This window comes from Bacillus sp. RC252, from assembly GCF_044909215.1.
In the GTDB taxonomy this organism is placed as follows: domain Bacteria; phylum Bacillota; class Bacilli; order Bacillales; family Bacillaceae_G; genus Bacillus_A; species Bacillus_A mycoides.
Map to the genome: position 1 here is coordinate 34,843 of NZ_JBIYDV010000026.1, position 25,525 is coordinate 60,367.

Consider the following 25,525-nt stretch of genomic DNA (forward strand, 5'->3'; position numbering starts at 1 on the left):
TGGGATACCTTTTTTACTAGCGTTTATTATTTTGCAACTTCTGTCCACTTGTAGTTAAATTCACCGCCGAAGTCAGTTGTTACAAGTCCTTTAATAAATCCGCGTTGTAGGTAAGAACGACCTTGTTGGTATAAAGGAGCAACAGCACCATCTTGTAATAAGATTTTTTCAGCTTGCTTCATTGCTTCCCAGCGACCTTTTTCATCACCAGCTAAATCAGTTTTTACTTTACGAATAAGCTCGTCGTACTCTTTGTTAGAGTATTTATCGAAGTTATAAGCACTATCTGTTGTGAATAGATCTAAGAATGTAATAGGATCCGCGAAGTCAGGACCCCAGCCATCGATTCCGATTTCGTAATCACCACTTAATAGTAGTTTTAACTGTTGTTTACGTGGTTGAGGTTTTAAAGTCACTGTTAATCCATCTAGATTCTTTTCTAGTTCACCTTTTAAATATTCGCCAGTTTTCTTAGCTAAAGCATTATCACTTGTTAATAGTTCAATTTTTACTTTGTCAGTACCAAGTTCTTGTTTCGCTTTTTTCCAGTTTTCTTTTGCGGATTTCACATCATCTTTGACTAGATTTCCATTCTCTTTACGGAAGTCATTACCGTCTGGACTTTTTGCGAATTTCGCAGGAACCATTCCTTCTGCTGGGATTGCACCGTTATTTAAAATTGTTTCTACGTACGCTTTTTTATTCATTGCTTCGTTAATAGCGAGGCGTGCATGTTGATTTTTTAATACTGCATTTTTCTGATTTAGTCGTAAGAATTGGATACCGACTTCAGCACGTTCCTTGAAGTTGGTATCGTTCTTATACTTATCAACAAACTCCGCAGTTAAAGCAACGCGATCAATTTGTCCTGAATCATATAAGTTAACTTCTGTAGATTTATCTTTAACGACATTGAAGTTGATTTCTTCTAGTTTTACAGTTTTAGCATCCCAATAGTTAGGGTTCTTCTTCAATTGGAAGCTTTGTTCATGTTTCCAGTTATCTAATGTGAAAGCACCATTGTAAATTAAATGATTTGTTTCTAAACCGTATTTATCGCCTTGAGATTTTAAATAGTCTTCATTAATTGGTAAGAATGTTGAGAATGTCGTTAAGTTTAAGAAGTAGGGAACAGGGCGGTCCAGTTGTACTTCTAAAGTTTTATCGTCAAGAGCTTTAACGCCTAATTGATCGATCGCTGCTTCTTTTTGATTTATTTGTTTCGCATTTTTTATATCAAAGAATAAGAATGCATATTCAGCTGCTGTTTCAGGGTTTACGGCACGTTGCCAAGCGAATACAAAGTCTTTTGCTGTTACAGGAGTACCGTTTGACCATTTTGAATCACGCAGGTGGAATGTATATTTTGTTTTATCGGGACTTACGTCAACCGACTCAGCAACACCAGGAATCGGTTTATTATCTTCTCCCATTGCATATAAACCTTCAAAAACATTTCGCATTACGTTCATGGATTCCCCATCCGTTGCTTTTGCAACATCCATTGTTGGAATTTCTGAAGCAAATGATAAGTTAATCGCTTGTTTATCAGGTGCTTTATCATTCGCTTTTGCTCCGCCTGCATTATCTTTATTTCCCCCGCAAGCAGTTAGTAGTAGACTTGCCCCTAAAACAGATGCAACAACAGGTACAACTTTTTTCTTCATTGTTCTTTCCTCCCTAAATGTGTTGTTCGTAACGCCATAATGTCCATGTCTTGAAGTGTAGCTACAGAAGAGAAAACCTATTATAAATATGTGTATATAGGTAATCAGGTGTTCTATATGTATATACATGTTGAACTATAATCTGACGTTATATGTTTCAACTTTGTAGACATTACATTTTGATGGTTAAATATTTCGTCTCTTTGATTATTTAGAATATTAACACTGGAAAGAACTATATGTCAATAATAAAAAGTGGAGTGTTAATTTCTTGGAATAATATATTGAAAAAGTAGATTTCCTCATATTAGGGAATCCGCTTTTAATATATTTTGCTAAAAAAACAATGGGTGTGGGTGGGAACACAATGATCTAAGTTGCATTTTATCCCGCATTAACGGGCAGTAAGATCCTCACCTCAAAATTCAGTGAAAGCAAAGAAGTAAGGGGGGGCAACTGTCCGTAAAAGCCCGATTGGTGAGGGCTGATTAAAGTTTCACTTTATTTTTCGATTTTTGCCCACTTGAAGTTTAACTGGCCTGCAAAGTCTACTTGCACAATTCCTTTTACATAAGAACGTTCTAGATAAGATTCTCCTTTTTGGTAAAGAGGAGCGATAACAGAGTCCTTAAATAAGATTTTTTCTGATGCTAGTAACGCTTCCCAGCGAGCTTTTTCATCACCAGCCAAAGTAGTTTTAACTTTTTCAATTGTGTCATCAAACTCTTTATTAGAGTAATGATCTAAGTTGTAAGGGTTATTCGTCGTAAATAGTTCAAGGAATGTAATTGGATCAGCAAAGTCAGGGCTCCAACCGTCAATTCCAATCTCGTAGTCACCTTTTAATAAGAGTGAAACTTGTTGTTTACGTGGTTGCGGTTTTATATTTACTGTTAAGCCATCTAAATTCTTTTCTAGTTGCCCTTTTAGGAATTCACCAGTTTTCTTCTCAAGGTCACCATCACTTGTTAATAATTCTAATGTTATCTTTTCAGAACCAAGTTCTTTTTTTGCTTTCTTCCATAATTCTTGTGCAGATGTTGTATCAACTTTTGTTAAATCGCCGTTTGCAGTACGGAAGTCTTTTCCATCAGGCCCTTTTGCAAAGTTTTTCGGCACGAGACTAAAGGTTGGTGTAGAGCCATCATTTAATAACGTATTTACAAAGGATTTTCGATCAATTGTTTGATCGATTGCTTGGCGTGCAGAAACGTTTTGAAGTACTTTGTTTTGTTGATTCATACGTAAAAACTGTACGCCTACGTTCGGGCGTTCTTTAAAGTTAGCATCCTTTTTATATTTATCAACGAAGTCAGATGTTAGTTTTATACGGTCTAATTGTTTGGATTCGAATAAATTTACTTCTGTTGATTTTTCTTTCACAACGTTGAAATTGATTTCTTCGAGTTTGACATTATCTTTATCCCAATAGGTAGGGTTTTTCTTAAATTTAAAGCTTTGTTCATGCTTCCAATCGCTTAGTGTAAAAGCTCCGTTGTATAAGATTTTGTTATCTTCTAAAGCGTACTTATCACCTTGTGCTTTAAAGAATTCCTCGTTGATTGGTAGAAATGTTGGGAACGCCGTTAAGCTAATAAAATACGGAACAGGGCGCTCTAATTCTACTTCAAACGTATGGTCATCAACTGCTTTTATACCAAGTTGATCGGCAGGAAGTTCTTTGTTGTTAATTTTTGTTGCATTTTTAATATCAAAGAATAGAAATGCATATTCAGAGGCTGTTGCTGGATCGACAGCTCTTTGCCAAGCGAAGACAAAATCTTTCGCTGTAACAGGAGTGCCGTTTGACCATTTTGAATCTCGTAAATGGAATGTGTATTTCGTTTTATCGCCATTTATTTCATGAGATTTTGCAACGCCAGGGACAGGCTTGTTACCTTCGCCAAGATTATACAAACCTTCAAATACGTTTCTCATTACTTGACCAGAATCAGTATCTGTAGCACGAGCCGTATCCATTGTTCGTATTTCGGTAGGTGAAGATAAGTTTAAAACCTGTTTACTAGGTGCCTCGTCTTTTGCATTTGCTCCGCTCGCTTCGTTTTTATAACTACCGCAACCAGTTAATAAAATACTTACTCCTACAACTGATGCAATACCGGGTACAAACTTCTTTTTCATTTGATTTTCCTCCTAAATAATTAAGTTTGGATGATGATGAGGGAAATGAAAAATAAAAAATCCCTCTTTTCGTATTGAGAAAGAGGGATTTTTACGTACAAGTTATGCACCCGTATATAAACGAAGTCCCTCATTCTATCTTTCAAGCACAAAGCTTGCAGGAAGTGGCACAGTATTCAAAATGAACCTGCTGCCGAGGTTTCAAAGGGCCAGTCCCTCCACCTCTCTTGATACAATGAGTAAACAAATAAATTTTATTAATTTTTGTGTTTCTTTGATAATTCAAAATATTACACCTTAGATAATGAAGTGTCAATCAAATGGAATATAGTTTAAACTTTCAGTTTTATTAAAAATAAAAAAACCACTGCATATGGCAGTGGTTTCCCTACTAGAAGTTAAAGTTATCAGGATCTGGACCAACGCGATGATTTTCATTTAAAGCTTGAATTGCTTTCATATCATCCGAGCTTAATTCAAAGTCAAAGATGTTTGCATTTTCAATAATGCGGTGTTCTTTAATAGACTTAGGGATTGTTACAACTTCATTTTGTAGATCCCAACGTAAAATAACTTGTGCAGTCGATTTATTATATTTCGTAGCGATTTCTTGTAATGTTGGGTGATTAAGTAGCTGCCCCTGCATTAATGGTGACCAAGCTTCAAGCTGGATGTTATGTTCTTTACAGAAGGCATGTAATTCTTCTTGTGCTAAACGTGGGTGGTATTCCACTTGGTTAACCATTGGTTTAATTTCTGCAATTTCAAATACGTCTTGCAAATGGTGAATATGGAAATTACTCACACCGATAGCACGAACACGACCATCTTTATAAAGCTGCTCTAAAGCTTTCCATGATTCAGTGTATTTTCCTTTTACAGGCCAATGTACTAAATATAGATCTAAATATTCTAGACCTAATTTTTCTAATGTAGTTTCAAATGCTTGTAGTGTTGACTCGTAACCTTGATCACTATTCCACACTTTTGAAGTGATGAATAACTCTTCACGAGGAATACCAGATTCTTGAATTGCCTGTCCAACGCCTTCTTCGTTTTTATATATCGCAGCAGTATCGATACTACGGTATCCATTTTTTATAGCTGCTTTTACAGAATCAATTACTTCTGTACCATCTTCAACTTTAAAAACACCCAAGCCGAACCAAGGCATTTTCACGCCGTTATGTAATGTTGTATAGTCGTTTAAACTTGTTAAAGTCATATTAATTCCCCCTAGCTTTTTTATTGGTCGCTTCAACTGCTTGTTGAATGACTTCTGAAAAATTATTTTCATATAGAACTTTTAAGCCTTCAGCCGTTGAACCTCCTGGTGTTGTTACTTGTTCGCGGAGCATAGCTGGATCCTGATTTTGCTGGAGCATAGCGGCAGAGCCAGCAATCATTTGAATGACAAGGTGTTTTGCTGTTTCCTCATCAATACCATAGCTTTTCGTTGCTTCAATTAACCCTTCAGCAAAGTGATAGAGAAAAGCGGGTGCACTACCAGTAACTGCGGTAAGTTGGTGAACTTCCTCTTCGGTACAAAACTGTGAGGTACCGATACCTTTTAAAAGAAGTTGTAACGTTTCTTGATGTGTTTCATCTACAGAATGTCCCGTCGTATATAAGGAGATAGACTTTCCAATTCCAGCAGCTGTATTTGGCATAATCCAAGCAACAGGTGTCCCTTGGGGAAGTCTTTCTTCTAGATAAGATGGTCCGATTCCGGCAGCAACTGTCACGACAAATTGATTAGTTAGAAGAGGGGATAGATCCGCTAATAGCTGTTCATGTGCGACAGGCGGCATTGCTAAAACGATTGTATCTACAGATTTAATATGCTGTTTCCAATCTGTTGTAATCGATAGATCATATTGAGTTTGTAATTGCGTTAGTTTTTCTATGTTACTTCGGTTGGAAACAATAATTTCTTCGATGTATTCTTTACTTGTTGTAAGTAGTCCAGCAAATATAGCTTCTGCCATACGACCGGCACCAATAAATAAAATTCGATGTTTATTAGGCATATCCTTTATTCCTTTCTGATGAGAATATGTTATAAAAAACGATACCATTTTTAAGAGAATTTTGTAAAAAGAAACGGCTTATCGTAAGTGGAATAGATGAGTGGGGAGTTTTACAGGAGAAAATTTATAGTAAGTATAAGAGTTATTTCTTATACTGTTGATAGGGAGTTTATTACATATCTGGGGAGAGATAAATATGGTTAGAAGTCCACTTTTTTTACTCATTTCTAGTATTATTTGCATATTAGTTGGATTCTATATCCGATCAAGTTATATTGAAATTTTCGCATCGGTTATGGGGATTATTAATGTTTGGTTACTTGCAAGGGAAAAGGTATCAAACTTTTTATTTGGGATGATTACAGTTGCGGTATTTCTGTATATTTTCACTACACAAGGCTTATACGCAATGGCAGTATTAGCAGCCTTCCAATTTATATTTAATGTGTACGGTTGGTATTACTGGATTGCGTGTAGTGGGGAGGAGAAGGTAAAACCGACAGTCCGCTTAGATTTGAAAGGATGGATTATTTATATACTTTTTATTTTAGTTGCTTGGATTGGTTGGGGATATTATCAAGTCCGTTATTTAGAATCGACAAGTCCATATTTAGATGCTTTAAACGCTGTATTAGGATTAGTAGCTCAATTTATGCTGAGCCGAAAAATCTTAGAAAATTGGCATTTATGGATTTTGTATAACATAGTTAGCATTGTGATTTATATTTCAACGGGCTTATACGTCATGTTAGTATTAGCTATTATTAATCTATTTTTATGTATCGATGGCTTGCTAGAATGGAAGAAAAACCATAAAGAGCGAGAACGTGTAAATAATTATATTTAGAAAATAATTGTAATCAAAAAACCCCCTGAAGCATATACGTTTCAGGGGGTTTAAATATAGTATAAATTTATGCTTTTGTCATACCAAGCAATACAGCGCCGCCGATAATTAAAACACTACCTAGAGCAATAAAGATCAATTGACGTTTTGTTTTCTTTTCACCTAAGAAGACAATCGCACCGAATGTTGAGATAACGATTCCAGTTTGAGATAATGGGAAGCTTGTCGCTACTCCGACACGTGGTAATGAAAGAAGTAAGAATAAGTTTCCTGTTCCCCAAAGTAAACCAGATACAGCATTACGAATTGCATATTTGTTAAATGGTTTATGTTTAGACGTCAGTACAACCGCACCAACGAACATACCAACTGCCTGTGGTAAAATAGCAGACCAACCATCAATGTTATACCAACGAATAATAATTACATATACAAGATAACCGAAAGTAGAAACAATTAAAGTAAGAAGTCCCTTTTTCAATTGTCCTGGTGGCTGTGCATTTTCTTTATCATCTAGTGATGTGAATACTACACCAACTACGATTAATAGGATTGCAATCGTTCCCAGAACAATCGTTGTAGTAGTAGTCCACTCACGAAAAGCGATAACTCCAAAGATAGAAGTTGCAACAAGTTGCATACCAGTAGAAATAGTTACAGTAGTTGAAACACCTAGTTTTTCAACTGTTTTTAATTGGTTTACTTGTCCTAAAGCCCAGAATAAACCTGAAATAAAGCCAACAATCAAGACTGTCATTGTTAAAGTTGGTTGAGTAAATACATACATAGTTGTTGCGAAGAATAGAGCACCGATTGTCATACCTACCGTTTGGCTATATGCACCACCGCCCATTTTTACGCTTACTAATAAGATGTTTCCCCATGCGATTGCAGGAAGAAGCGCTAATAAAATGTCCATTACAAGACTCCCTTCGGTTTTCTATACCAATATAATTACATATCGTTCTAACGATCGGTAATGCCCCACTAATAGAGTAGAAGATTACCGATCGCTAAAACAGGATGAAGAATTTACGATATAAATGCGTTTTCATTTCTTCATTTTTTGAAACACTTTCATATAATAACAGGAAATTACCTATTTTAGAAAGTGAATTCAAATAAAATGTATATTTAAATAAGGAGAAAAATTCAGTTATTAATCAAATCATTTTATTTTTCGGGAAATAAAAAGCAACTTTTGTCGAAAGTTGCTTTAAGAAGTAGTAATTCTTCTATTAATGAGTTGAATGCATAGTAAGAATAGAAGGGACATACTAATCGTTATGATTACAAGTGTCCAAGCTAGTTGCATATTACTCGCATCAATAGCCATATAAATCGCCGTTGGAATCGTCTGAGTTTTGCCAGGTATATTTCCTGCAAACATTAAAGTTGCACCAAATTCACCGAGTGCGCGAACAAAGCTTAAAATCATACCGCTAAGTAGTGCGGGGAATGCAAGCGGGAGTGTAACATGTAGAAAAACTTGATATTCACTTGCACCAAGATCGCGCGCGCCATCTTCAATTTGTACATTTGCGATAGAAAATCCTGTTTTTGCTGATTGGTACATGAGCGGAAATGCAACGACTGTAGAAGCAATGATAGCAGCAGTAGATGTAAACATAATGGACTGCTGAAATAATGATTCAATCCACTTTCCAATGGGACTGTTATTTCCAAAAATGATAATTAGAAAAAAGCCGATAACAGTTGGTGGAAGCACCATTGGTAATAAGAAAATAGTTTCTAGTAGTACTTTATATCGCCACGAGGAGCGCGCTAATGCTCGTCCAATAATCGTTCCTAAGATCGTAACGATTATTGTGGCGCACGCAGCTACTCGCAAGGATAGAAAGACAGGTGACAAAATTGCATCAAAGCTCATAGCGATTATGGCAGGATTGTAAATCCATATTTCTTAAAGATAGATTGTGCATCTTTTGATTGTAAATACTCATAGAATGAAGTCGCCTCTTTCTTATGCTTAGATTCCTTTATAACACCTAAAGGATAGTGGATTGGCTCATGAGAATTAGCTGCTACCGCTTCTACAATTTTTACCTTTTCTGAAACGAGAGCGTCTGTTTTATATACAATACCAGCATCAACATTACCTGTTTCTACATATGTTAACACTTGGCGAACATCTTTTGTAAATACGATTTTATTTTGAACGTCATTCCAAAGATTTTCATATGTGAGAGAAGCTTTTGCATATTTTCCTGCAGGTACAGATTCGGGTGTACCAAGTGCGATTTTCTTGATTTTCTCATCCTTTAAATCTTGAAATTTTGTAAGAGCACTATCTTTTGGAACGACTAGAACTAGTTCATTTCCAAGAAGGTTTTTCCCTTCTTTTTCATTAATAAATCCTTTTTTAACAAGAGTTTGGAATTTATCCTCTGCTGCAGAGAAGAATAAATCAGCAGGTGCACCTTGCTCAATTTGTTGTTGAAGTGCACCAGAAGCACCGAAGTTAAAAGAAAGTTTAATATTAGGTTCTTTTTCTTTATATTTTGTTTCAATTTCTTTTAGTGCATCTTGTAAGCTTGCAGCAGCGGATATAGTAAGTTCTACTGTTTTTCCTTCTTTGGCAGTTGATTTCTCTTTCTTTTCTCCGCTTGTACATGCAGCACTAAATATAAGAAGAAAAGAAAGTATAAGTGCCCCAATGGATCGTAATGTAAACTTATTCATAAAAAAATCCCCTTTTGTTTTGATATATTTAATTATAACTAATTATAACTAATTATAACTAGTTATAATTGAATATAATTTGAACGGTATAGTTGTTTTTTAAAACTAGGAGAAATATTCTTTTCTTTGTTACAATGAAGGAAGAAAGTGAGGAATCGTCTATGGATCATCATTCCTACACAACGGAAGAAGTAGCAAAGCGATTAAAAGTATCAAAATTAACTGTATACGACCTAATTAAAAAAGGAGAACTTCCTTCTTATAGGGTTGGTAGACAAATGCGCATTGATGCAGCTGATTTAGAACAATATATAAAGCAAATGAAAACAGGGAAGGTACAATTTACTCCTGTAAAGAAGGATGAAATTAGTAGTTCGAATACACGCATCATTAGTGGTCAAGAACTAACGTTAGATATGTTGGCAAAGCATATAGAAAATCGATTGCCAAATTCTAATATATTGAGAGCGTATCAAGGTAGTTTAACGAGTTTAGTGAAGATGTACCAAGGAGAAGGAAGCGTCGTTAGTTTACACTTATTTGATGGTGAAACGGGTACATATAATGTTCCTTACGTAAAACGTATTTTAGTTGGACAACCATATATTATGATGAATTTATTAGCAAGAAATGTTGGGTTTTATGTGCAAAAAGGGAACCCACAAAATATAAAAACATGGGCTGATTTAGCTCAGTCATCTATACGATTTGTAAATCGAGAAAAAGGTTCTGGTATTAGGGTGTTAGTGGATGAGCAATTGCGAATTCAAAAATTAAGTAAAGAAGATATTAACGGGTATGAATGGGAAGAATCGAATCACCTTGGCGTTGCCTCGCAAGTCGCGAATGGAAAAGCTGATGTTGGGGTAGGATCAGAAAAGTTTTCCCAAATTGTGAACGTAGACTTTATTCCAATAATGAAAGAACAGTATGATTTAGTACTTCTGAAGAATAGAGAAAATGAGGAACTTATTGAGGTTATAAAAGAGGTTTTGCAATCTGAAGAGTTTCACAATGAATTAAAAGCAATTGGTGGATATGATATAAGCAAAACAGGCCAAATTATATATGAAACAAACTAAAAAGCTGCTTGTCTATAAGACGAGCAGCCTTTTCTATATATAAAGGGGTTGGGGGAAACAAAGTGTTAAATAAGACTTTGAGCAAGTGTGTAAATGAAAGCTGTAAGAAGAGCTGCTCCACTTGCAAGTTCGATAAAGTGAAACTTTAATCAGTGAGGGCGGGGTATCCCTCGCTGATTATTAGCCCTCACCAATCGGGCTTTTACGGGCAGTTGATCCCAAACCTAACTTCTTTGATTTCGCTGAATTTTGAAGTGGGAGTCTTACTGCCCGTTAATGCGGGATAAAGTCTGATTTGTTGAAGGTAATGTTGTTCATCATAATCTCTCCTTATTTGTTTAATGTAGTTGCAACTGCTTTTGCATCGACAAGTGCGGATAGCACCATGCCCATTGTATTGAAAAATTTGTTTGATTTCATTTTGTTCATCATGTGTATCCGCTCCTTTTCGAATTGTTGTTGCCCTGCTTTCTGTCTTAATTATATGAAATATGGCCGGCTGCAACTATCGAATTAGCTTACGGGAGGATTACACTTTTGTAAGAAAAAAAGACATTCATGTAAGAATGTCTTTTAAAGCATATTGATATGATGGTGCTCTTTAATTGTTTTTAAAAAGCTGCGCATCGAATTGGTCATGTAACTATCTTTACGGCGTATGAAAACAGTTGAAATACTGCCGTATTTCTCCGGAATTGGATGGCAGTGGACTTTACCTGCTGTAGAAAGGTGCTGCACCGCAGACTGGGGGACGAGTGTAATCCCAAGACCGAGCGCTACGCTATTTAATATAGTTTCTAATATGTTAAATTCCATAATTCTTTTTGGTAGCAAACCTTCATCTTTAAGCCATCGTTCAAGCTTGGAACGGTATCCACATCCTTGATTAAAAACGAGTAGGGGCGTCGTAGTAAATTCTTCTATATGAAAAGCTTTATTTTGTGTAACAAGCATTAATTTCTCGGTACTAACATCGTATTGTTCAATTAGTGGATGTTTAATAGGACCTGATATAAAGGCACCATCTAATTGGTGATCGAGCACTTCTCTAATAAGTTCTTCCGTTAGACCAGCTTGTAATGATAAATCGACATTTGGATAGCTTTTGTAGTAAGAAGACAAAATGGTAGGCAATGTACTGACTGTTTCGACTGTACCAATTTTTAATATGCCAGATGGTGTTTCACTATCTAAAAACACTTGTTTTAGCTCTTCAACATCTTGCAAAATTTTATGAACGTAAACGAGCATTTTTCTTCCTTCAGCTGTTAAAGTCATGCCTCGCTTATGACGGTAAAAGAGAGGTGTTTTCAGCTCGTTTTCTAATTGTTTAATACGTGCGGTTACATTTGATTGTACATAATTTAATTCCTTTGCTGCGCCGCTTACACTACCGCGGTCGGCAACGCTCTGGAAGATTTGTAAGTCTCGTAATTCCATTTTATGCTCCTCCTTGATGTTAACTATCATTATAAATGATAGTTAACATCATTTTGAATCATTTTACGTGATATATTTTTTCTTTTACAATTCTCTTTGTGCAAATAGAAAGAAGTGAGGGATTGCGGTGAGAAGAAGTCAAATGATAATAGGTGCGTTGGCATGTTTAGTTGCAAGTATGTCATGGGGGGCAATGTTTCCTGTTGCTGATCATGCACTAGAATACATAGATCCATTTTATTTTTCACTTATTCGCTATGGAGCCGTAGCAATTGTACTGATTGTATTATTGCTAATGAAAGAAGGAAAGAAAGCATTTCGCTTAGAAGGAAGAGGGAAGTTACTCGTCTTTTTTGGAACAATGGCGTTTACCGTATATAATGTATTAATTTTTCTAGGACAAATGTTAATGGGAAAATCAGGTGTGATGGTAGCTTCTATTATGGAGGCGCTTATGCCGATGATTTCAATTTGTATTTTATGGGGATATAAAAATATAAAGCCGAAGAAGTATATGATAACGAGCATGATTATCGCATTTGTAGGAGCTGTATTTGTTATTACAAAAGGTGATATGAGTTTCTTTTTAACATTGAAAGATAACATGTTTTCACTAGCATTTATATTTGTTGGTGTTGTAGGATGGGTTATTTATACGATGGGTGGTCAAACGTGTAGTGATTGGTCTACGTTACGTTATTCTACGTTGACCTGTGTATTTGGTACGGCTGTCACAGGAATTATAACGGTAATCATTACGGCGCTTGGATACGTTTCAGTCCCAAGTATGGGATCGATTTCTATTGTGAAATATGATTTATTATTTATGATGACATTACCAGGTATTGTAGCGCTACTTGCTTGGAACTACGGTGTGAAAATCTTATCATCAATTAATGGTATTTTATTTATTAACTTTGTGCCAATTACTACTTTAGTTATTATGATGATACAAGGATATAAGATAACGACATTTGATGTATTAGGAACATTATTTGTTATTGCAGCGCTTATTCGTAATAATGTTTGTCAGAGAAAAGAAGAAAATATAAATAAACAAATTTTGCAAGAAAAGCAATTGCGTCAAGCTGTTTAATAGGCAACTGGAGGATTTTATATGTTAGAAAGTTTATTGTTTTTCTTTGCTGCTGGAGTTGCCTGCGAGCTTGCAGCAATTAATCGAAACGGTCGTAAAAATATAAAACAACAAGCTGAACTGATACAGCTTTTAAAAGACTTGAAGGAAAGAAAAAATTAAAAAGACGACCGGGCATAGACGGTCGTCTTTTCTATTATTATTTATATAAAGGGGAAAGGGGACACAAAGTTATATAAGCGTAGCAGCGTAAATGAAAGTAGTAAGAAGAATCGAGCCGCTAGCCAGTCCGAAAAAATCTAATTTGTTAAAAGTCATGTTATTCATTATAAATTCTCCTTACTTGTTTAATGTAGAAGCAACAGCTTTTGCATCGATAAGAGCGGAAAATACCATGCCCATTGTATTTAAGAAATTGTTCGTTTTCATTTTGTTCATCATATAGATCCGCTCCTTTTCAAATGGTTGTTGTTACTTTCTAACTTGATTGTATAAGATATTGGGGGGGAGTCACTATCGAATTAGCTTACAAGAAAATTACACTTTTGTAAGAATTGAAATTTAACAATAAATACTTATTTTTATTACCAACTCCTAAAACTTAGTGTTATAATCGTTGTAAGAAAATGATTATACTTCGGATATTCAGAAAGGAACGAAACAAATGTATAAACCAATTACATTTTCGTTGAAATATATATTTAAAATGGCTGGGAAGGTAGAAGTACAAGGGAGAGAGAAATTACCGGAAGATGGCCCTTATGTTGTTGCGTGTACACATACAAGTTTTATGGATGTTTTAATGTTAGCGGCAGGAATGTACCCAACCCAAATTCATTACATGGCAAAAAAAGAATTGTTTGAAGGGAAATTTAAAAATTGGTTTTTTAAAAATGTAAATGCATTCCCTGTAGACCGTGCGAATCCAGGGCCAAGCACATTAAAAATTCCATCACGTTTATTAAAAGAAGGAAAAGTAGTAGGGATTTTCCCGAGTGGGACGAGGTCATCAGAAGACGTTTCACTAAAAGCTGGGGCTGTTACGATTGCAATGCGTTCTAACGTTCCGTTAATACCGGCAGCTTATGTTGGTCCATCAAGTATAAAAGAATTGATAAAAGGAAAAAAAGCGCGATTAGTTTTTGGAGACCCAATTCAAATTGATGCTGAAGAACAAATAGATCGAAAAACGGCTATGAAGATGATGACAGATGAATTAAATGCAAAGTTTGAAGAACTAAAGGAAGTTTTGCAGCCGAATCAAAGCTAAAAAAGACGACCGGGTATAGACGGTCGTCTTTTCTATTATTATTTATATAAAGGGGAAAGGGGACACAAAGTTATAGTGTAGCAGCGTAAATGAAAGCAGTAAGAAGAACCGTGCCGCTAGCTAGTCCTAAAAAATCTAATTTATTAAAAGTGATGTTGTTCATAATGCATTCTCCTTACTTGTTTAATGTAGAAGCAACAGCTTTTGCATCGATAAGAGCGGAAAATACCAAGCTCATTGTATTTAAGAAATTGTTCGTTTTCATTTTGTTCATCATATAGATCCGCTCCTTTTCAAATGGTTGTTGCCCTGTTTCTGACTTAATTATATGAAATGTTGCGGAGAGTCACTATCGAATTAGCTTACAGGAAAATTACACTTTTGTAAGAAAAACGAATGAAAGTGTCATGATGAGAAGATTTGACATATGTTCATGTGATTCATTAAGTTAAAAGTAGAGGTGAGTGTATGGCTAATATTAAAGATATTGCAAAGATGGCTGGGGTTTCAGTTACGACTGTTTCGAGGGTATTAAATGATCATCCATATGTAAGTGAAGAAAAAAGGAAAGTTGTTTTAGAAATAGTTGAGAAATTGAATTACTCGCAAAATGCAAATGCTGTGCATTTATCAAAAGGGAAGACGAATATTGTTGGCGTGATTTTACCTTATATTAATCATCCATCTTTTGATGCGATGGTGGGTGGAATGATGGAAGTTGCGTTAGCTCATAATTACAGGGTGCTTCTTTGTCAAACGAACTACAATAAAAAAGAAGAAATGAAAAGTTTACATATGTTGAAAACAAAGCAACTAGACGGTCTTATCATTTGTTCTCGTGCTAATGAGTGGGAAACTATAGAGCCTTATGCAGCGTATGGGGCGGTTATTGCTTGTGAGGATAATGATATTGAAAGCATATCGAGTGTATATACAGATCATTTTAATGCCTTTCAATTAGGGATGAGTTACCTTATTGAAAAAGGTTATAAGAAGATTGGATATTGTACGGGAAGAAAGTTAGGGCCAAGTAGTAAGAAACGTTTTGATGCTTATAAACAACAGCTACAATTAATAGATGAAGAAGTGATGGAAGATTGGATTTTCACAGAATGCTTTACATTAGAAGATGGTGTAAGAGTTGCACATCAATTCAAGGAGATGGAGAATCCTCCTGAAGCATTAATAGTGGCAGGAGATGAAGTTGCTATTGGGATCATGACAGAAGTTGAAAAATTAGGTATTGAAGTTCCTGAGGATTTAGCGATTATTGGTTTTGATAATCAACCGATTTCTCAAGTTTTACAACTGACAACCATTGACCAAAATTTAAAGGGAATAGGTAAGACGGCTTTTGAAATGTTTTATAGGCAAGTAAGTGATGAGGGTTCTAAACAAGAAAAGATGGAAATTCCATATAAACTTGTGGAACGTTCTACAGTTTAGTCATAATCCGTTATGTGTATAATCACATAACGGATTATTTTTTGAAATGTCTTTGACAGGAAACGCGTTTCATACTTTATAAAAGAGTTACACCGGTCTGTAATAATCCATGGATTCTTTTCAAGTGTTAAAACAATGAATAGAATTTGGAGGGATATGCATGAATGAACTTTTATTAAGTATGAAAAAATATGTAGAGGATGACGAAAAGATTTTAGCGTTTGTCGTAGGGATATTTGAAAAGGATGACTTTACTTTATGTTATCAACATGGGATTTTTGTTGCCACTACTAGACGTCTTCTATTTTACGGGAAATTTCCGTGCTATCCTGCGATATTTGAAGAGTATTCGTATTTGCATATAGATGACATAGATTTCCGTCCATATTTCGAATGTACTTGTAATCGTGAAACCATTAGAGCTAAGTATATTCAGAGTGGGAGTGTGGAGCGCTTTGTCCGTACAGTTAGAGCGAATATGAATAATTAATCACCCCTTTGTTTAAACATAATATCTTGGTCTTTGTGAGGGGAAATGCGGAATAAAAACAACTTCTAAACCTCTAGGAGATAGTGATACAATGTCAAATGGGGGGAGGTATGAACTATGGTTAATCAACGTATAAAGGAAATAACACTAATTACAATTGGTTCATTATTATTCGCAATTGGTATTAATTACTTTGCAATTCCAAACCGTTTATCAGAGGGTGGAATTATTGGTTTAACAGTTGTTACGCACTATTTATTTGATTGGTCACCGGGAATTGTGAATTTTGGTTTGAATGCAATTTTATTAGCTGTAGGTTATAAATTTTTTGATAAGAAAACGATGGTTTACACAATTATAGGTATTGTGGAAACATCTTTGTTTTTATATGTTACAGAACATATCGAATATCAAGTAAATAGTGATACGTTACTAGCAGCTTTATTTGCTGGTGTATTTGTAGGTATCGGATTAGGCTGTATGTTCAAAGCTGGAGGTACATCAGGAGGATCGGCAATTTTAGCTCGACTAGCAAATCAATATTTAGGTTGGAGCGTTGGTAAAGGCGTACTTATTATTGATATCGTTGTAATTGCTGGATCTGTATTTATAATAGGACAAGAAAAGGCAATGTATACACTTGTAGCTGTATTTGTCGGAGCGAAAGTAATTGATTTCATCGTGGAAGGTATGGATACAAAAACAGCTGTTACGATTATTTCGAATCAACCAGACTTAATTCGAGAGACTATTACGAAAAACATGACGCGCGGTGTCACTGTATTAGAAGGACGCGGCGGATATACTGGTAAAAATAAAGAAGTTTTATATATCGTTATTAATAAACAAGAGCTTGTTAAGTTAAAGCAAGTTATTAGTAGAGTTGATGAAGATGCCTTCGTTGTCATTCACGATGTGCGTGATGTACTTGGTGGTGGCTTTAAAGCAAGCTAAAAGGTGAACGAGAAAATTCGTTCATCTTTTTTTATCCCGCATTAACGGGCAGTAGAACTCCCACCTCAAAATTCAGCTGGAGCAAAGAAGTTAGGTGGGAGATCAACTGCCCGTAAACACCCGATTGGTGAGGGCTGATAATCAGTGGGGGGATGAACAAAACCCCCACTGATTAAAGTTTCACTTTATTCTTACAAAAATGTAAGGGTAATGTAATGGGATTGAATGGTAGATTAAATTCCTGCTCTTTAGAATGGATGTATAAGTATCCTGTAGAGGAGGAAGATCAGTATTATGAAGAAAAAAATAATTACTACTGTAATAGCTATGGTAGTGATAGTAGTAGTATTACTACCTACGAAACTTGGACCAGTTATTGATAAATATAATCCGCTTTATACGACGAAAGAATACTATACAATTGTGGATGCGATTGGTCAGCATGTCGGTGATGAATGGTATGAATATGAATTTATTGCATTTGATGAACGTGGAAGAGAACAAAAAATAAAGAAGACTGTTAAGCATATGTTAAAGAGAGATGAGGCATTAAAGGTGTACGCAAAAGGACGCTACGGCGAGGCAATTGAAGAAATTGAAGCTGTAAATATTCCTATTAATGCGAAGAGTAAACTTTTAACGATGAGATAGCGAATTATACCCCTGCCTATTTTTTGTCGAAAATAAAAATACTAGGTAGGGGTATTTTAGGTTCGTGAAAAAGCCTTAGTTCATATGGACTAAGGCTTTTCTTATTATATAAAGGGGAAGGGGGTACATTGTAGTAGCATGAGTGAAAGGTATAAGAAGAGTCGGCTACTAGCAATGTAATTTGGTTATGTGAGTGTTCTTCTTATTTGGCTTACTTTCTAACTTTATTGTACGAAATATAGGTAAGGGAAACTATCGAATTACATTACACATAGCTTACAAATATGTAAGCCTTCTGTAATGTAATTCGATGGTTAAAATATAGTAAATTTCATATAGTGTAACTAGAAAGTCTCACTGTATCACTTTCTGTTTGTAATGTTAATGAAGAATGAAAAACCAACTAATTTTTAATAGCCCTCATCTCTATTTAGATGAGGCTCTTTTTCAAACCTTACAACATTGTAAGGTTTACGTAAGTTAATTCGATAGTAAATTTGTCATATTTTTTGCATAATAGATACAAATAGATAAAAAATAATTAGGGATATATTAAGAAGGGAGAAAACTGGGATGCGTAAAGAAGAAGTAGTGAAGTTTCCAATTAAAGATTTCTGTAGCTACTTTACTGTTGCCGTAGTATGTATTGGATTATTTGATATAATAACAAATTTAATTGTTAACTAATATAGATGATAAAACAAGAAGGAAGACCCTTTCTTGTTTTTTTTATGGGGGCATAAAGATGAAATTGATTGATAGCCATATACATGTTGATCAATATGAGAATGAAGAGAAAAGTAGATTATTTATAGATGTGGAAAACAGTAAAGAGATACAAGGGCTTATTGCAGTATCTATGAATTATCAATCATGTCTAGAAACTTTATCTTTAGCAAAGCGATATCCTTTTGTACATCCAGCAATAGGTTTTCATCCGGAGCAGCCGATTCATAAAGAGGAATGTGAGCAAATTTATAAATTAATTGAAGATCATGTAGAGGAAATCGTTGCGATTGGTGAAGTGGGCTTGCCATATTATTTAAGGAAAGAAGATGAAAATATTGCTATTGATCCATACATAGCGGTGTTAAAAAAGTTTGTGGAACTAGCTAGTAAATACGATTTACCAATTATATTGCATGCGGTTTATGAAGATACTGACACTGTATGTGGTTTACTTGAAGAATATAAAGTTTCGCGTGCACACTTTCATTGGTTTAAAGGAAGTGAAGAGGCAATGAAACGGATGATGAGGAACGGTTATTATATTTCTATCACACCGGATGTTTTACATAAGGAGAAAATTAGAAAAATAGTTTCGTATTATCCGCTTGAATATATGATGGTAGAAACAGATGGGCCGTGGGAATTTCAGAAGGATACGATGACACATCCTTATATGATAAAAGATGTATTACAAGAAATTAGTATAATAAAAAAAATATCAGTAGAGAAAGTTACTGAGCAAATATATGCGAATACGGTGCGATTTTATAAAGTTAGTGAGTCATAAAAAAACACCAAGCATCTCTCTTGGTGTTTTTTTATGACTCTAATTTTTTCGCACGTCTTAATAATAAAAGAAAGACAATTATAATGAACCCAATTATAAGGAAGAACCCATATTGTTTTATATAATCAATTATGTCATTCGCACTTGTTGGTTTTTTAACGTGAATGCCGTCTTTATTAGTAGTAATATGAATATCTTTCATTTTTACTTCATTCGTTTCTTTTTGTAAATCAATCCACTCTATGTTTGGAATACTTTCTAGTTCTTTTAATACTTCTTTTAATGGTTCAACGCCCAAGTAAGGATGATAAAATGCACCGATAATTCCATCAGATAGTTTAGTGATAGATAAAGCACGTTCTTTCATTTTTGCTATAGCTTGTGGCTTACCTTCTTCAATAAAGCCAACAGTTTCAGGAATTAATTTCATCCCATGTAAAAATGACGGTGTACTTATATAAGCCGGTGAGTGCATTGATTTCCAAGTTGTATCGTTTAGTTGTATTTGTCCTACATAAGTTGAAAAATATTGTGATAGTATTTCATATCCTTTTTGAGACATTGTATAGTGCGGAGCTTCAAAGGCAACTGGATATAATTTAGCTTCTACAAGCTCTGTAATCCCTTTTTCAATATGATCTTTAATATATTTTTCTTCGAAGGATTTTCCGTTTTCTACGTATTTATTATAGTCTTCTGTAGAATGAAAATCTTCTTTTGTCTTTGGTTTTTCATGGTTCGGTTGGCGAATTGGTTGATCTGTTTTTACATCCCAAAATTCAAAACCTTCGCCAGTTTCACTATCATAAAACTGATGTGTGTAACCATGCATAACGATAGAGCCACCATTATCTTGCATAAAGTGTAAAACATCGATTAATTCAGAGTTATCCTTTAAATGTACTGTTTTTCCTGTGTCTGGATCTTTGTAAACAGGGATAACCGTAATCATATAAGGGAGCTTTTTCTCTTTTAGTAATTCAGCGATTTCTTTTAATTGCTTTACATCTACAGCTGGATGAACGTCTTCAAGGCGTAAATAAGCTGAAGTTTTATTTGTTTCAGGTTTTTGTCCGAAATAAGAAAATAACATTTCACCGACGTAATGAGACATCCAATCGAAAAGGTTTGGAGTTGCAACATAATAGGATGTTCCTTGCTGAATGATTAACGGATGAGTTCCATCAGCACTCAAGGCGTAAGCAAGAGTTGTTCCTTTTGTTTCAATTTTCTTCATTAAGCGTTCTTCATGTAATTCATTTTTTAACTGGTTAGTCGGATATTCTATAGTGTGAATTCGTATATCGGTTTCTTTCGAGGTAATGAAAGAAAAGCGATTAGATAATTGTTCAACATTTTGTCCTAAAACTAATATGGGACCTGAGAAGTTTTCTAGAAATTGTTTTGCTGCAATAGAAAAATCTTCTTTTTTCTCTCCGATATAAACAATATGTGTATAAGAAGATGATTCAGTACTTTCCTTTACTTCCTTTAAGCTTTTTACTGTTATATTTTTTGTAAAGTGCCCTAACTGAGTATTAAGGATTTGTACATTGTTTGTAATTTTGTTGTCTTCTGTACTATACAAAACGAGTACTTTTGATTTTGATGATGTTTGTGCAGAGGTATGTATAGGAATGAGTAGTAAAATGCTGAAAAAGATTAGTAGAGTTCTTTTCATTTATTTATGCTCCTATTCTATATATAGAATTCAATTTACAATTATATACAAGAAATAAGTTATAGTCCATGTAAGTTACATTTTTGCACGTATTTACCATATGTTTTTTCGCAAAATCGGTCTAAAGCATGATGATAATATGTATAGTAATTTGCTATGATTGAAAGGTAAGAGAATGATAGAGTGTTGGTAATTGTAAAAGGAAGGCTGAAAGGGGACAAATTTCAGCGGAGAAAGAGGTAGAGGTAGTGAAGAAATTCTTTGTAGGATTTTTAGTTGTTCTTGGAGTGTATTTATATTTCCAAGGAAAGTCTGAAGGAATGGGTAAGCTAATGAATGAAACAAGCTATGTTGATTCAGAAGAAGCAAAACAGATGAAACAAATCATTATAGAGGAAGCAAAGAAAGTAAACCTTCCGGAATGGATACCTCTTACAATTGCCGAACATGAAAGTAGGTTAAATCCAAGAAGTGTTGGAGATAACGGAACTTCATTCGGATTGTTTCAATTACACCGCGGTGGTGGGCTTGCGCCAGATCATTTAACTGATGAAGAGCTGAAAGATCCACGTACAAATGCGCAAATTGCAATGCCGCATTTAATGAAAGGTTATAAGCGCGGGGTGCAAAAAGGTTTGACTGATTTTGCATTACTGAAATATATAGCGAATACATCTGGATGGCCAGGGAATTTAGGACCAGAGTGGACGGATAACAATATGAAGTATAACATCGGATTAGAGGATGTATACTATCGAAATAAAGGTGTAATCAAAGAGTAGGTTTTCTATACCTACTCTGTTTTTTTATGAATAATTTCATCCTTTTCTTTCGTGAAATACTGCGCTAGTTGTATTTTCACATCTTCTAGTTTTGTAGAAACTTGCGGTATTTTATATCCTACATACAACGGTGAAACGACAAACCTAGGAACAACTTTACAAATGATTTTCCTGTTTAAGTGATAGAAGAATAAGTTATAACTACTACATCCTTTATGGAAATCTGTCAGTATGTAACGTACAGTTTGCTGAATATAATTGGCCATTTCATCTATAAATGCAATATCTTCAATGATGATATTAAATTCAGTAAAGCCGATAATAGGACGCTCTGAAATGTTGAGTTCAATGCGTTCATTTTTTTGAACAATTACCCCTTGGAAATTTGCTTCCTCAATATTTTCAAGATAGTCTACATGTTTCATTCCGATAATTTGCATATGTGCATGATGCAAACTTCCGCCTGAAAATGGACCATGATTTTTGTATAAAATCACAGAAGTGAATTCTTCATTTTCCTGTAAGTTTAACCAATGGAGAATAGAGAAGCGAATTAGTTTTCTCATATGTTCTTCTGTATATGTTGCGATATGGTCTTCGCAATTATCTGTTTCGATTAGCACGGTTTGAAAGGTATCCTTTAATGTAGGGAATTTATTTTTCAACCAAATAATAGAGCCCTCAGTTGCTAAAATATCCGTTAAATTTTTTCTGTCACAAAAAGGACATGCAGTGTTTCTGTTCCGAATGCTTTCTGGTTTTTGTTTACCGATATCGTTTAAAAAATATAGTTGTTGTGTATCCATTTGTATATGCCCCTTTAAAATATATGTAAAAATCCCGCTTAATACATTCGGGAAAAGGAGAAGGAAATCCTTTAAAGGGAATAGGGAAAAATAAAAGACAAGATATCCTCATTGCAATAGGGTACCTTGTCTTTTATTTTTTCTTTAATAGTGTGTATGGATAATATAGAGCATTTTCATTTTGTTTCTTTTTTCTATTTTTTATTGTGTATAAGGCAATTGCTGTACTTGCGATTACAATAATGGCTTTCTTCATATTCATATACCCCTTTTTATTGTTGGTTTAATTCTTGGCTAACTGCTTTCGCATCAACTAAAGCATGTAAGATCATTTTTACCATGTTCATCATATTCCTTCACTCCTTTTTATAGTTCGTTTAGTTCTTTTACAACTGCTTGTCCGTTCACTAATACCTCAAAGATTGCTTTTACGAGTTCTTTCATCATGATTGTTTCCTCCTTGTTTTTGTCTCTCTTGTTTATATCTTTATTGTATAGGGAGGCATCTTTTCGTACTATCGCTTTCCATTACGTGAACATAACAGTTTTGTAAGATTTGATGTCACTTATTGAAATGTTTAGTCTATCTTCATTATTTTCAGAAAAATGACTATTCAAACATAAATCGGGGAAGTATAATAAAGAAGTAAGTATTAAATTCCGTACGAAAGGAGTGAATGAGATGAAATGTTCTTTAGCTACGCACGCAAAATTTTTAGATTATATCTATATTTGTCGTGCGATTTTTCATGATGTAGTTGTTAACGGGATACGTATGCCCTTTTTTAACAATTGCATAGTAGCTATTGAACGATAGAAGTCTCTTCACCCATTTTTGATAAACGTGTGAAAAGGGAGCTATTTGGCTTCCTTTTTCTATGACAAAAACCATGGGGAATGTTTCTTTCCCATGGTTTTTTATATTGAAAGGAGTACGGAAAATGACAATTTGTAGTGTAAATAATGTAAAGAAATCTTTTGGTGGAAACATCATATTTGAAAATATATCGCTTGAAATAAAGAATGGAGAACGTATTGGATTAGTTGGTCGTAACGGTAGTGGGAAGACAACTATCTTTCAGCTTCTAACAGGAATGGAGAGTTTGGATGCAGGAGCCATTCATATGAAGAAAGGTACATGCATCGGTCATGTAGCACAAATTCCAAAATTCAATAATGAAATGAATGTATATGATGTATTAAGCTCCGCTTTTAAAAAGGAAAAAGAGTTGGAGATAGAAATGCATGCTTTAGAAAAAAATATGGCAGAAGAACAGGAATCATCTGCTTTACAAAAATTGATGGAGAGATACGGAGTAATTCAAGAAAGGTACGCGTTTCTCGGTGGTTATGAAATAGAAGCGAATATTATGAAGGTAGCAAATGGTCTACAGGTGACGGAACTATTTCGAAGGTCATTTATGGAGATAAGTGGTGGAGAACAAACAAAAGTAAGCCTTGCGTATATGCTATTGCAGAAACCAGATCTACTTTTGTTAGATGAACCAACAAATCATTTGGACTTATTTGCAGTCGAGTGGTTAGAGCAATTTCTAAAAGAATATACAGGAACAGTTATGGTCATTTCGCACGATCGCTATTTCCTTGATGAAGTTGTAACGAAAATTTTTGATTTAGAAGATGGAGAAATTCACGTATATCATACGAACTATTCACAGTTTGTTGAGGAAAAGGAAGAAAGGCTGCTTCAAGAATTTCAAGCGTATCAAGAACAGCAAAAGAAAATAAAGAAAATGAAAGAAGCAATTAAGCGTCTACGTGAATGGGCAAATCAAGCGAATCCGCCGAATGAAGGATTGCATAAGAGAGCGAGAAATATGGAACGTGCATTAGAGCGTATAGAGAAACTAAAGAGACCCATTTTGGATAGAAAACAGATGGGACTTCAGTTTGAAGGGCAAGAGAGAAGCGGGAAAGATGTTGTTGTAATGAAAGAAGTGAGTAAAGGATTTGCTGAACGATCTTTATTTGAGAAAGTAAATTTGCATCTTCGTTTTCAGGAGCGCGCAGCTATCGTTGGACGTAATGGTACAGGAAAAACTACGCTATTAAAACTATTACTAAAAGAAATGCAGCAAGATGCTGGAGAAATTCGAATTGGTAGTAGTGTGAAAATCGGTTATTTATCGCAACATGCGTACGGGAATATGAAGAACAATGTATTGGAAGCTTTCAGAGATTGCGTGGCTGTAACAGAGGGAGAAGCAAGACATATATTAGCGCGATTTTTATTTTATGGTCCAGCTGTTTTTAAGAAAGTAACGCAACTTAGCGGCGGAGAAAAAATGAGGTTAAGACTCGCGCAACTTATGTATCAAGATGTTAATTTTCTTATTTTAGATGAACCGACGAATCATCTTGATATTGAATCAAGGGAAGTTTTAGAGGAGGCCCTTGAACAATATAATGGGACTATTTTAGCTGTTTCACATGATCGTTATTTCTTAAATAAGTTATTTGAAAAAACATATTGGATTGATGAGCACAAATTATTTGAGTTTGCAGGGAACTATGCATGGGCTCGTCAAAAGTGGGAAGAAAGAATTGAGAAACAAGTAGCAAAACAGAAGCAGCAACAGCAAGGGAATAAAGTGTTAAAAGTAATGCCTATAAAAAAGAAGGAGTCTAGGAATTTAGAGGAAGTTGAAAACGAGTTAATGCATATAGAAGAAGATATATATGCACTTGAATGTAAAATGGAACATGTAGTTGATGTTGAAATGCTTGAACAATTGTATGAAGAAAAAACGAAAAACGAGTTTTTGCGAGCGGAGTTATATAATGAGTTAGAGAATATTGTGGAGTAAAGAAAATAGAATGAAAAAGAGCAAGTTGTTTTCTCATATTTTTGGGGAGGGCTTGCTCTTTCTAGTATAATGAAAGTAGAAAAATCGGTATAAT

General features: G+C 34.8%; 26 protein-coding genes, 1 pseudogene and 1 riboswitch. Of the genes and pseudogenes, 13 read left to right on the forward strand and 14 right to left on the reverse strand.

The features are described from left to right. Positions 1-26 precede the first annotated feature (26 nt). From ABH960_RS26355 to proC, 4 genes are all read right to left on the reverse strand, one after another. Complete coding sequence (locus ABH960_RS26355; RefSeq protein WP_404449340.1) at positions 27-1,667, reverse strand: peptide ABC transporter substrate-binding protein; 1,641 nt, start codon at positions 1,665-1,667, stop codon at positions 27-29. A 501-nt stretch (positions 1,668-2,168) separates the two neighbouring features. Continuing rightward, entirely contained in the window at positions 2,169-3,809 is a 1,641-nt protein-coding gene (locus ABH960_RS26360) for a peptide ABC transporter substrate-binding protein (protein WP_113938329.1), read from the reverse strand. Between the two features lie 132 nt (positions 3,810-3,941). Then, a riboswitch (SAM riboswitch) is annotated at positions 3,942-4,046 on the reverse strand. 154 nt (positions 4,047-4,200) lie between these two features. Beyond that, a complete protein-coding gene (locus ABH960_RS26365) occupies positions 4,201-5,034 on the reverse strand; it encodes an aldo/keto reductase (RefSeq protein ID WP_002063472.1) in 834 nt (277 codons plus the stop codon). 1 nt (position 5,035) lies between these two features. Continuing rightward, entirely contained in the window at positions 5,036-5,839 is an 804-nt protein-coding gene (gene proC, locus ABH960_RS26370; RefSeq protein ID WP_002091431.1) for a pyrroline-5-carboxylate reductase, read from the reverse strand. A 196-nt stretch (positions 5,840-6,035) separates the two neighbouring features. Here proC and pnuC point away from each other — a divergent pair, with 196 nt between their 5' ends. Next, the gene (gene pnuC / locus ABH960_RS26375; RefSeq protein WP_404449343.1) at positions 6,036-6,686 is read left to right on the forward strand and encodes a nicotinamide riboside transporter PnuC; all 651 of its coding nucleotides are present in this window, start codon (positions 6,036-6,038) and stop codon (positions 6,684-6,686) included. A gap of 67 nt (positions 6,687-6,753) precedes the next feature. Here pnuC and ABH960_RS26380 read toward each other — a convergent pair whose 3' ends face one another. The 3 genes from ABH960_RS26380 to modA form a co-directional block, all read right to left on the reverse strand. After that, entirely contained in the window at positions 6,754-7,605 is an 852-nt protein-coding gene (locus ABH960_RS26380; protein WP_002009926.1) for a GRP family sugar transporter, read from the reverse strand. Positions 7,606-7,902: 297 nt separating this feature from the next. Further along, entirely contained in the window at positions 7,903-8,577 is a 675-nt protein-coding gene (modB, locus tag ABH960_RS26385) for a molybdate ABC transporter permease subunit (protein WP_002029397.1), read from the reverse strand. Between the two features lie 5 nt (positions 8,578-8,582). Next, the gene (modA, locus tag ABH960_RS26390; protein ID WP_404449346.1) at positions 8,583-9,389 is read right to left on the reverse strand and encodes a molybdate ABC transporter substrate-binding protein; all 807 of its coding nucleotides are present in this window, start codon (positions 9,387-9,389) and stop codon (positions 8,583-8,585) included. Between the two features lie 134 nt (positions 9,390-9,523). Between modA and ABH960_RS26395 the strand changes: the two genes are divergently transcribed. Next, entirely contained in the window at positions 9,524-10,471 is a 948-nt protein-coding gene (locus tag ABH960_RS26395) for a substrate-binding domain-containing protein (RefSeq protein ID WP_404449348.1), read from the forward strand. A 65-nt stretch (positions 10,472-10,536) separates the two neighbouring features. On the opposite strand, the pseudogene ABH960_RS26400 reads toward ABH960_RS26395, so the two are convergent. Next, positions 10,537-10,617: pseudogene (locus tag ABH960_RS26400) on the reverse strand (DUF3948 family protein); the annotation flags it as partial. A 427-nt stretch (positions 10,618-11,044) separates the two neighbouring features. Beyond that, on the reverse strand, positions 11,045-11,911 hold the full coding sequence (locus ABH960_RS26405; protein WP_002063480.1) for a LysR family transcriptional regulator: 867 nt from the start codon (positions 11,909-11,911) through the stop codon (positions 11,045-11,047). 127 nt (positions 11,912-12,038) lie between these two features. On the opposite strand from ABH960_RS26405, the gene ABH960_RS26410 reads away from it, so the two are divergent. Both ABH960_RS26410 and ABH960_RS26415 read left to right on the forward strand, forming a co-directional pair. After that, on the forward strand, positions 12,039-13,007 hold the full coding sequence (locus tag ABH960_RS26410; RefSeq protein WP_404449350.1) for a DMT family transporter: 969 nt from the start codon (positions 12,039-12,041) through the stop codon (positions 13,005-13,007). Positions 13,008-13,028: 21 nt separating this feature from the next. Further along, positions 13,029-13,169, forward strand: a complete 141-nt coding sequence (locus ABH960_RS26415; RefSeq protein ID WP_002063481.1) for a YrzO family protein — start codon at positions 13,029-13,031, stop codon at positions 13,167-13,169. Between the two features lie 69 nt (positions 13,170-13,238). On the opposite strand, the gene ABH960_RS26420 is transcribed toward ABH960_RS26415, so the two are convergent. Then, complete coding sequence (locus ABH960_RS26420) at positions 13,239-13,334, reverse strand: DUF3948 family protein (RefSeq protein WP_404449352.1); 96 nt, start codon at positions 13,332-13,334, stop codon at positions 13,239-13,241. Positions 13,335-13,671: 337 nt separating this feature from the next. Here ABH960_RS26420 and ABH960_RS26425 point away from each other — a divergent pair, with 337 nt between their 5' ends. Beyond that, positions 13,672-14,277, forward strand: a complete 606-nt coding sequence (locus ABH960_RS26425) for a lysophospholipid acyltransferase family protein (protein ID WP_002063482.1) — start codon at positions 13,672-13,674, stop codon at positions 14,275-14,277. A 70-nt stretch (positions 14,278-14,347) separates the two neighbouring features. On the opposite strand, the gene ABH960_RS26430 is transcribed toward ABH960_RS26425, so the two are convergent. Beyond that, entirely contained in the window at positions 14,348-14,440 is a 93-nt protein-coding gene (locus ABH960_RS26430; protein ID WP_012260201.1) for a DUF3948 family protein, read from the reverse strand. Between the two features lie 305 nt (positions 14,441-14,745). On the opposite strand from ABH960_RS26430, the gene ABH960_RS26435 reads away from it, so the two are divergent. From ABH960_RS26435 to ABH960_RS26455, 5 genes are all read left to right on the forward strand, one after another. Continuing rightward, a complete protein-coding gene (locus tag ABH960_RS26435; RefSeq protein WP_404449355.1) occupies positions 14,746-15,723 on the forward strand; it encodes a LacI family DNA-binding transcriptional regulator in 978 nt (325 codons plus the stop codon). Between the two features lie 160 nt (positions 15,724-15,883). Further along, the gene (locus ABH960_RS26440; RefSeq protein ID WP_404449357.1) at positions 15,884-16,213 is read left to right on the forward strand and encodes a PH domain-containing protein; all 330 of its coding nucleotides are present in this window, start codon (positions 15,884-15,886) and stop codon (positions 16,211-16,213) included. A 117-nt stretch (positions 16,214-16,330) separates the two neighbouring features. After that, a complete protein-coding gene (locus tag ABH960_RS26445; RefSeq protein WP_404449359.1) occupies positions 16,331-17,167 on the forward strand; it encodes a YitT family protein in 837 nt (278 codons plus the stop codon). A 294-nt stretch (positions 17,168-17,461) separates the two neighbouring features. After that, on the forward strand, positions 17,462-17,818 hold the full coding sequence (locus tag ABH960_RS26450) for a YxeA family protein (protein ID WP_002029403.1): 357 nt from the start codon (positions 17,462-17,464) through the stop codon (positions 17,816-17,818). Between the two features lie 745 nt (positions 17,819-18,563). Then, positions 18,564-19,334 carry a TatD family hydrolase gene (locus tag ABH960_RS26455; protein WP_404449361.1) on the forward strand — a complete coding sequence of 257 codons (771 nt, stop codon included), beginning with the start codon at positions 18,564-18,566 and terminating at the stop codon, positions 19,332-19,334. Between the two features lie 31 nt (positions 19,335-19,365). Here ABH960_RS26455 and ABH960_RS26460 read toward each other — a convergent pair whose 3' ends face one another. Continuing rightward, positions 19,366-21,015: a DUF2334 domain-containing protein gene (locus tag ABH960_RS26460; RefSeq protein ID WP_404449363.1), complete on the reverse strand. Its 1,650-nt coding sequence runs from the start codon at positions 21,013-21,015 to the stop codon at positions 19,366-19,368. A gap of 248 nt (positions 21,016-21,263) precedes the next feature. Here ABH960_RS26460 and ABH960_RS26465 point away from each other — a divergent pair, with 248 nt between their 5' ends. Beyond that, positions 21,264-21,797, forward strand: coding sequence for a transglycosylase SLT domain-containing protein (locus ABH960_RS26465; protein WP_000713256.1), 534 nt, complete (start codon positions 21,264-21,266; stop codon positions 21,795-21,797). Between the two features lie 11 nt (positions 21,798-21,808). On the opposite strand, the gene ABH960_RS26470 is transcribed toward ABH960_RS26465, so the two are convergent. Then, positions 21,809-22,603 (reverse strand): DUF4931 domain-containing protein, encoded by a 795-nt coding sequence (locus ABH960_RS26470; protein ID WP_404449365.1) that lies wholly within the window; start codon positions 22,601-22,603, stop codon positions 21,809-21,811. A gap of 133 nt (positions 22,604-22,736) precedes the next feature. Continuing rightward, complete coding sequence (locus ABH960_RS26475; RefSeq protein ID WP_002029408.1) at positions 22,737-22,865, reverse strand: hypothetical protein; 129 nt, start codon at positions 22,863-22,865, stop codon at positions 22,737-22,739. Between the two features lie 420 nt (positions 22,866-23,285). On the opposite strand from ABH960_RS26475, the gene ABH960_RS26480 reads away from it, so the two are divergent. Together ABH960_RS26480 and abc-f are read left to right on the forward strand one after the other, a co-directional pair. Next, a complete protein-coding gene (locus tag ABH960_RS26480; protein ID WP_404449367.1) occupies positions 23,286-23,420 on the forward strand; it encodes an RAxF-45 family protein in 135 nt (44 codons plus the stop codon). Between the two features lie 124 nt (positions 23,421-23,544). After that, complete coding sequence (abc-f, locus tag ABH960_RS26485) at positions 23,545-25,431, forward strand: ribosomal protection-like ABC-F family protein (protein ID WP_404449369.1); 1,887 nt, start codon at positions 23,545-23,547, stop codon at positions 25,429-25,431. The last annotated feature ends 94 nt before the right edge of the window (positions 25,432-25,525 follow it).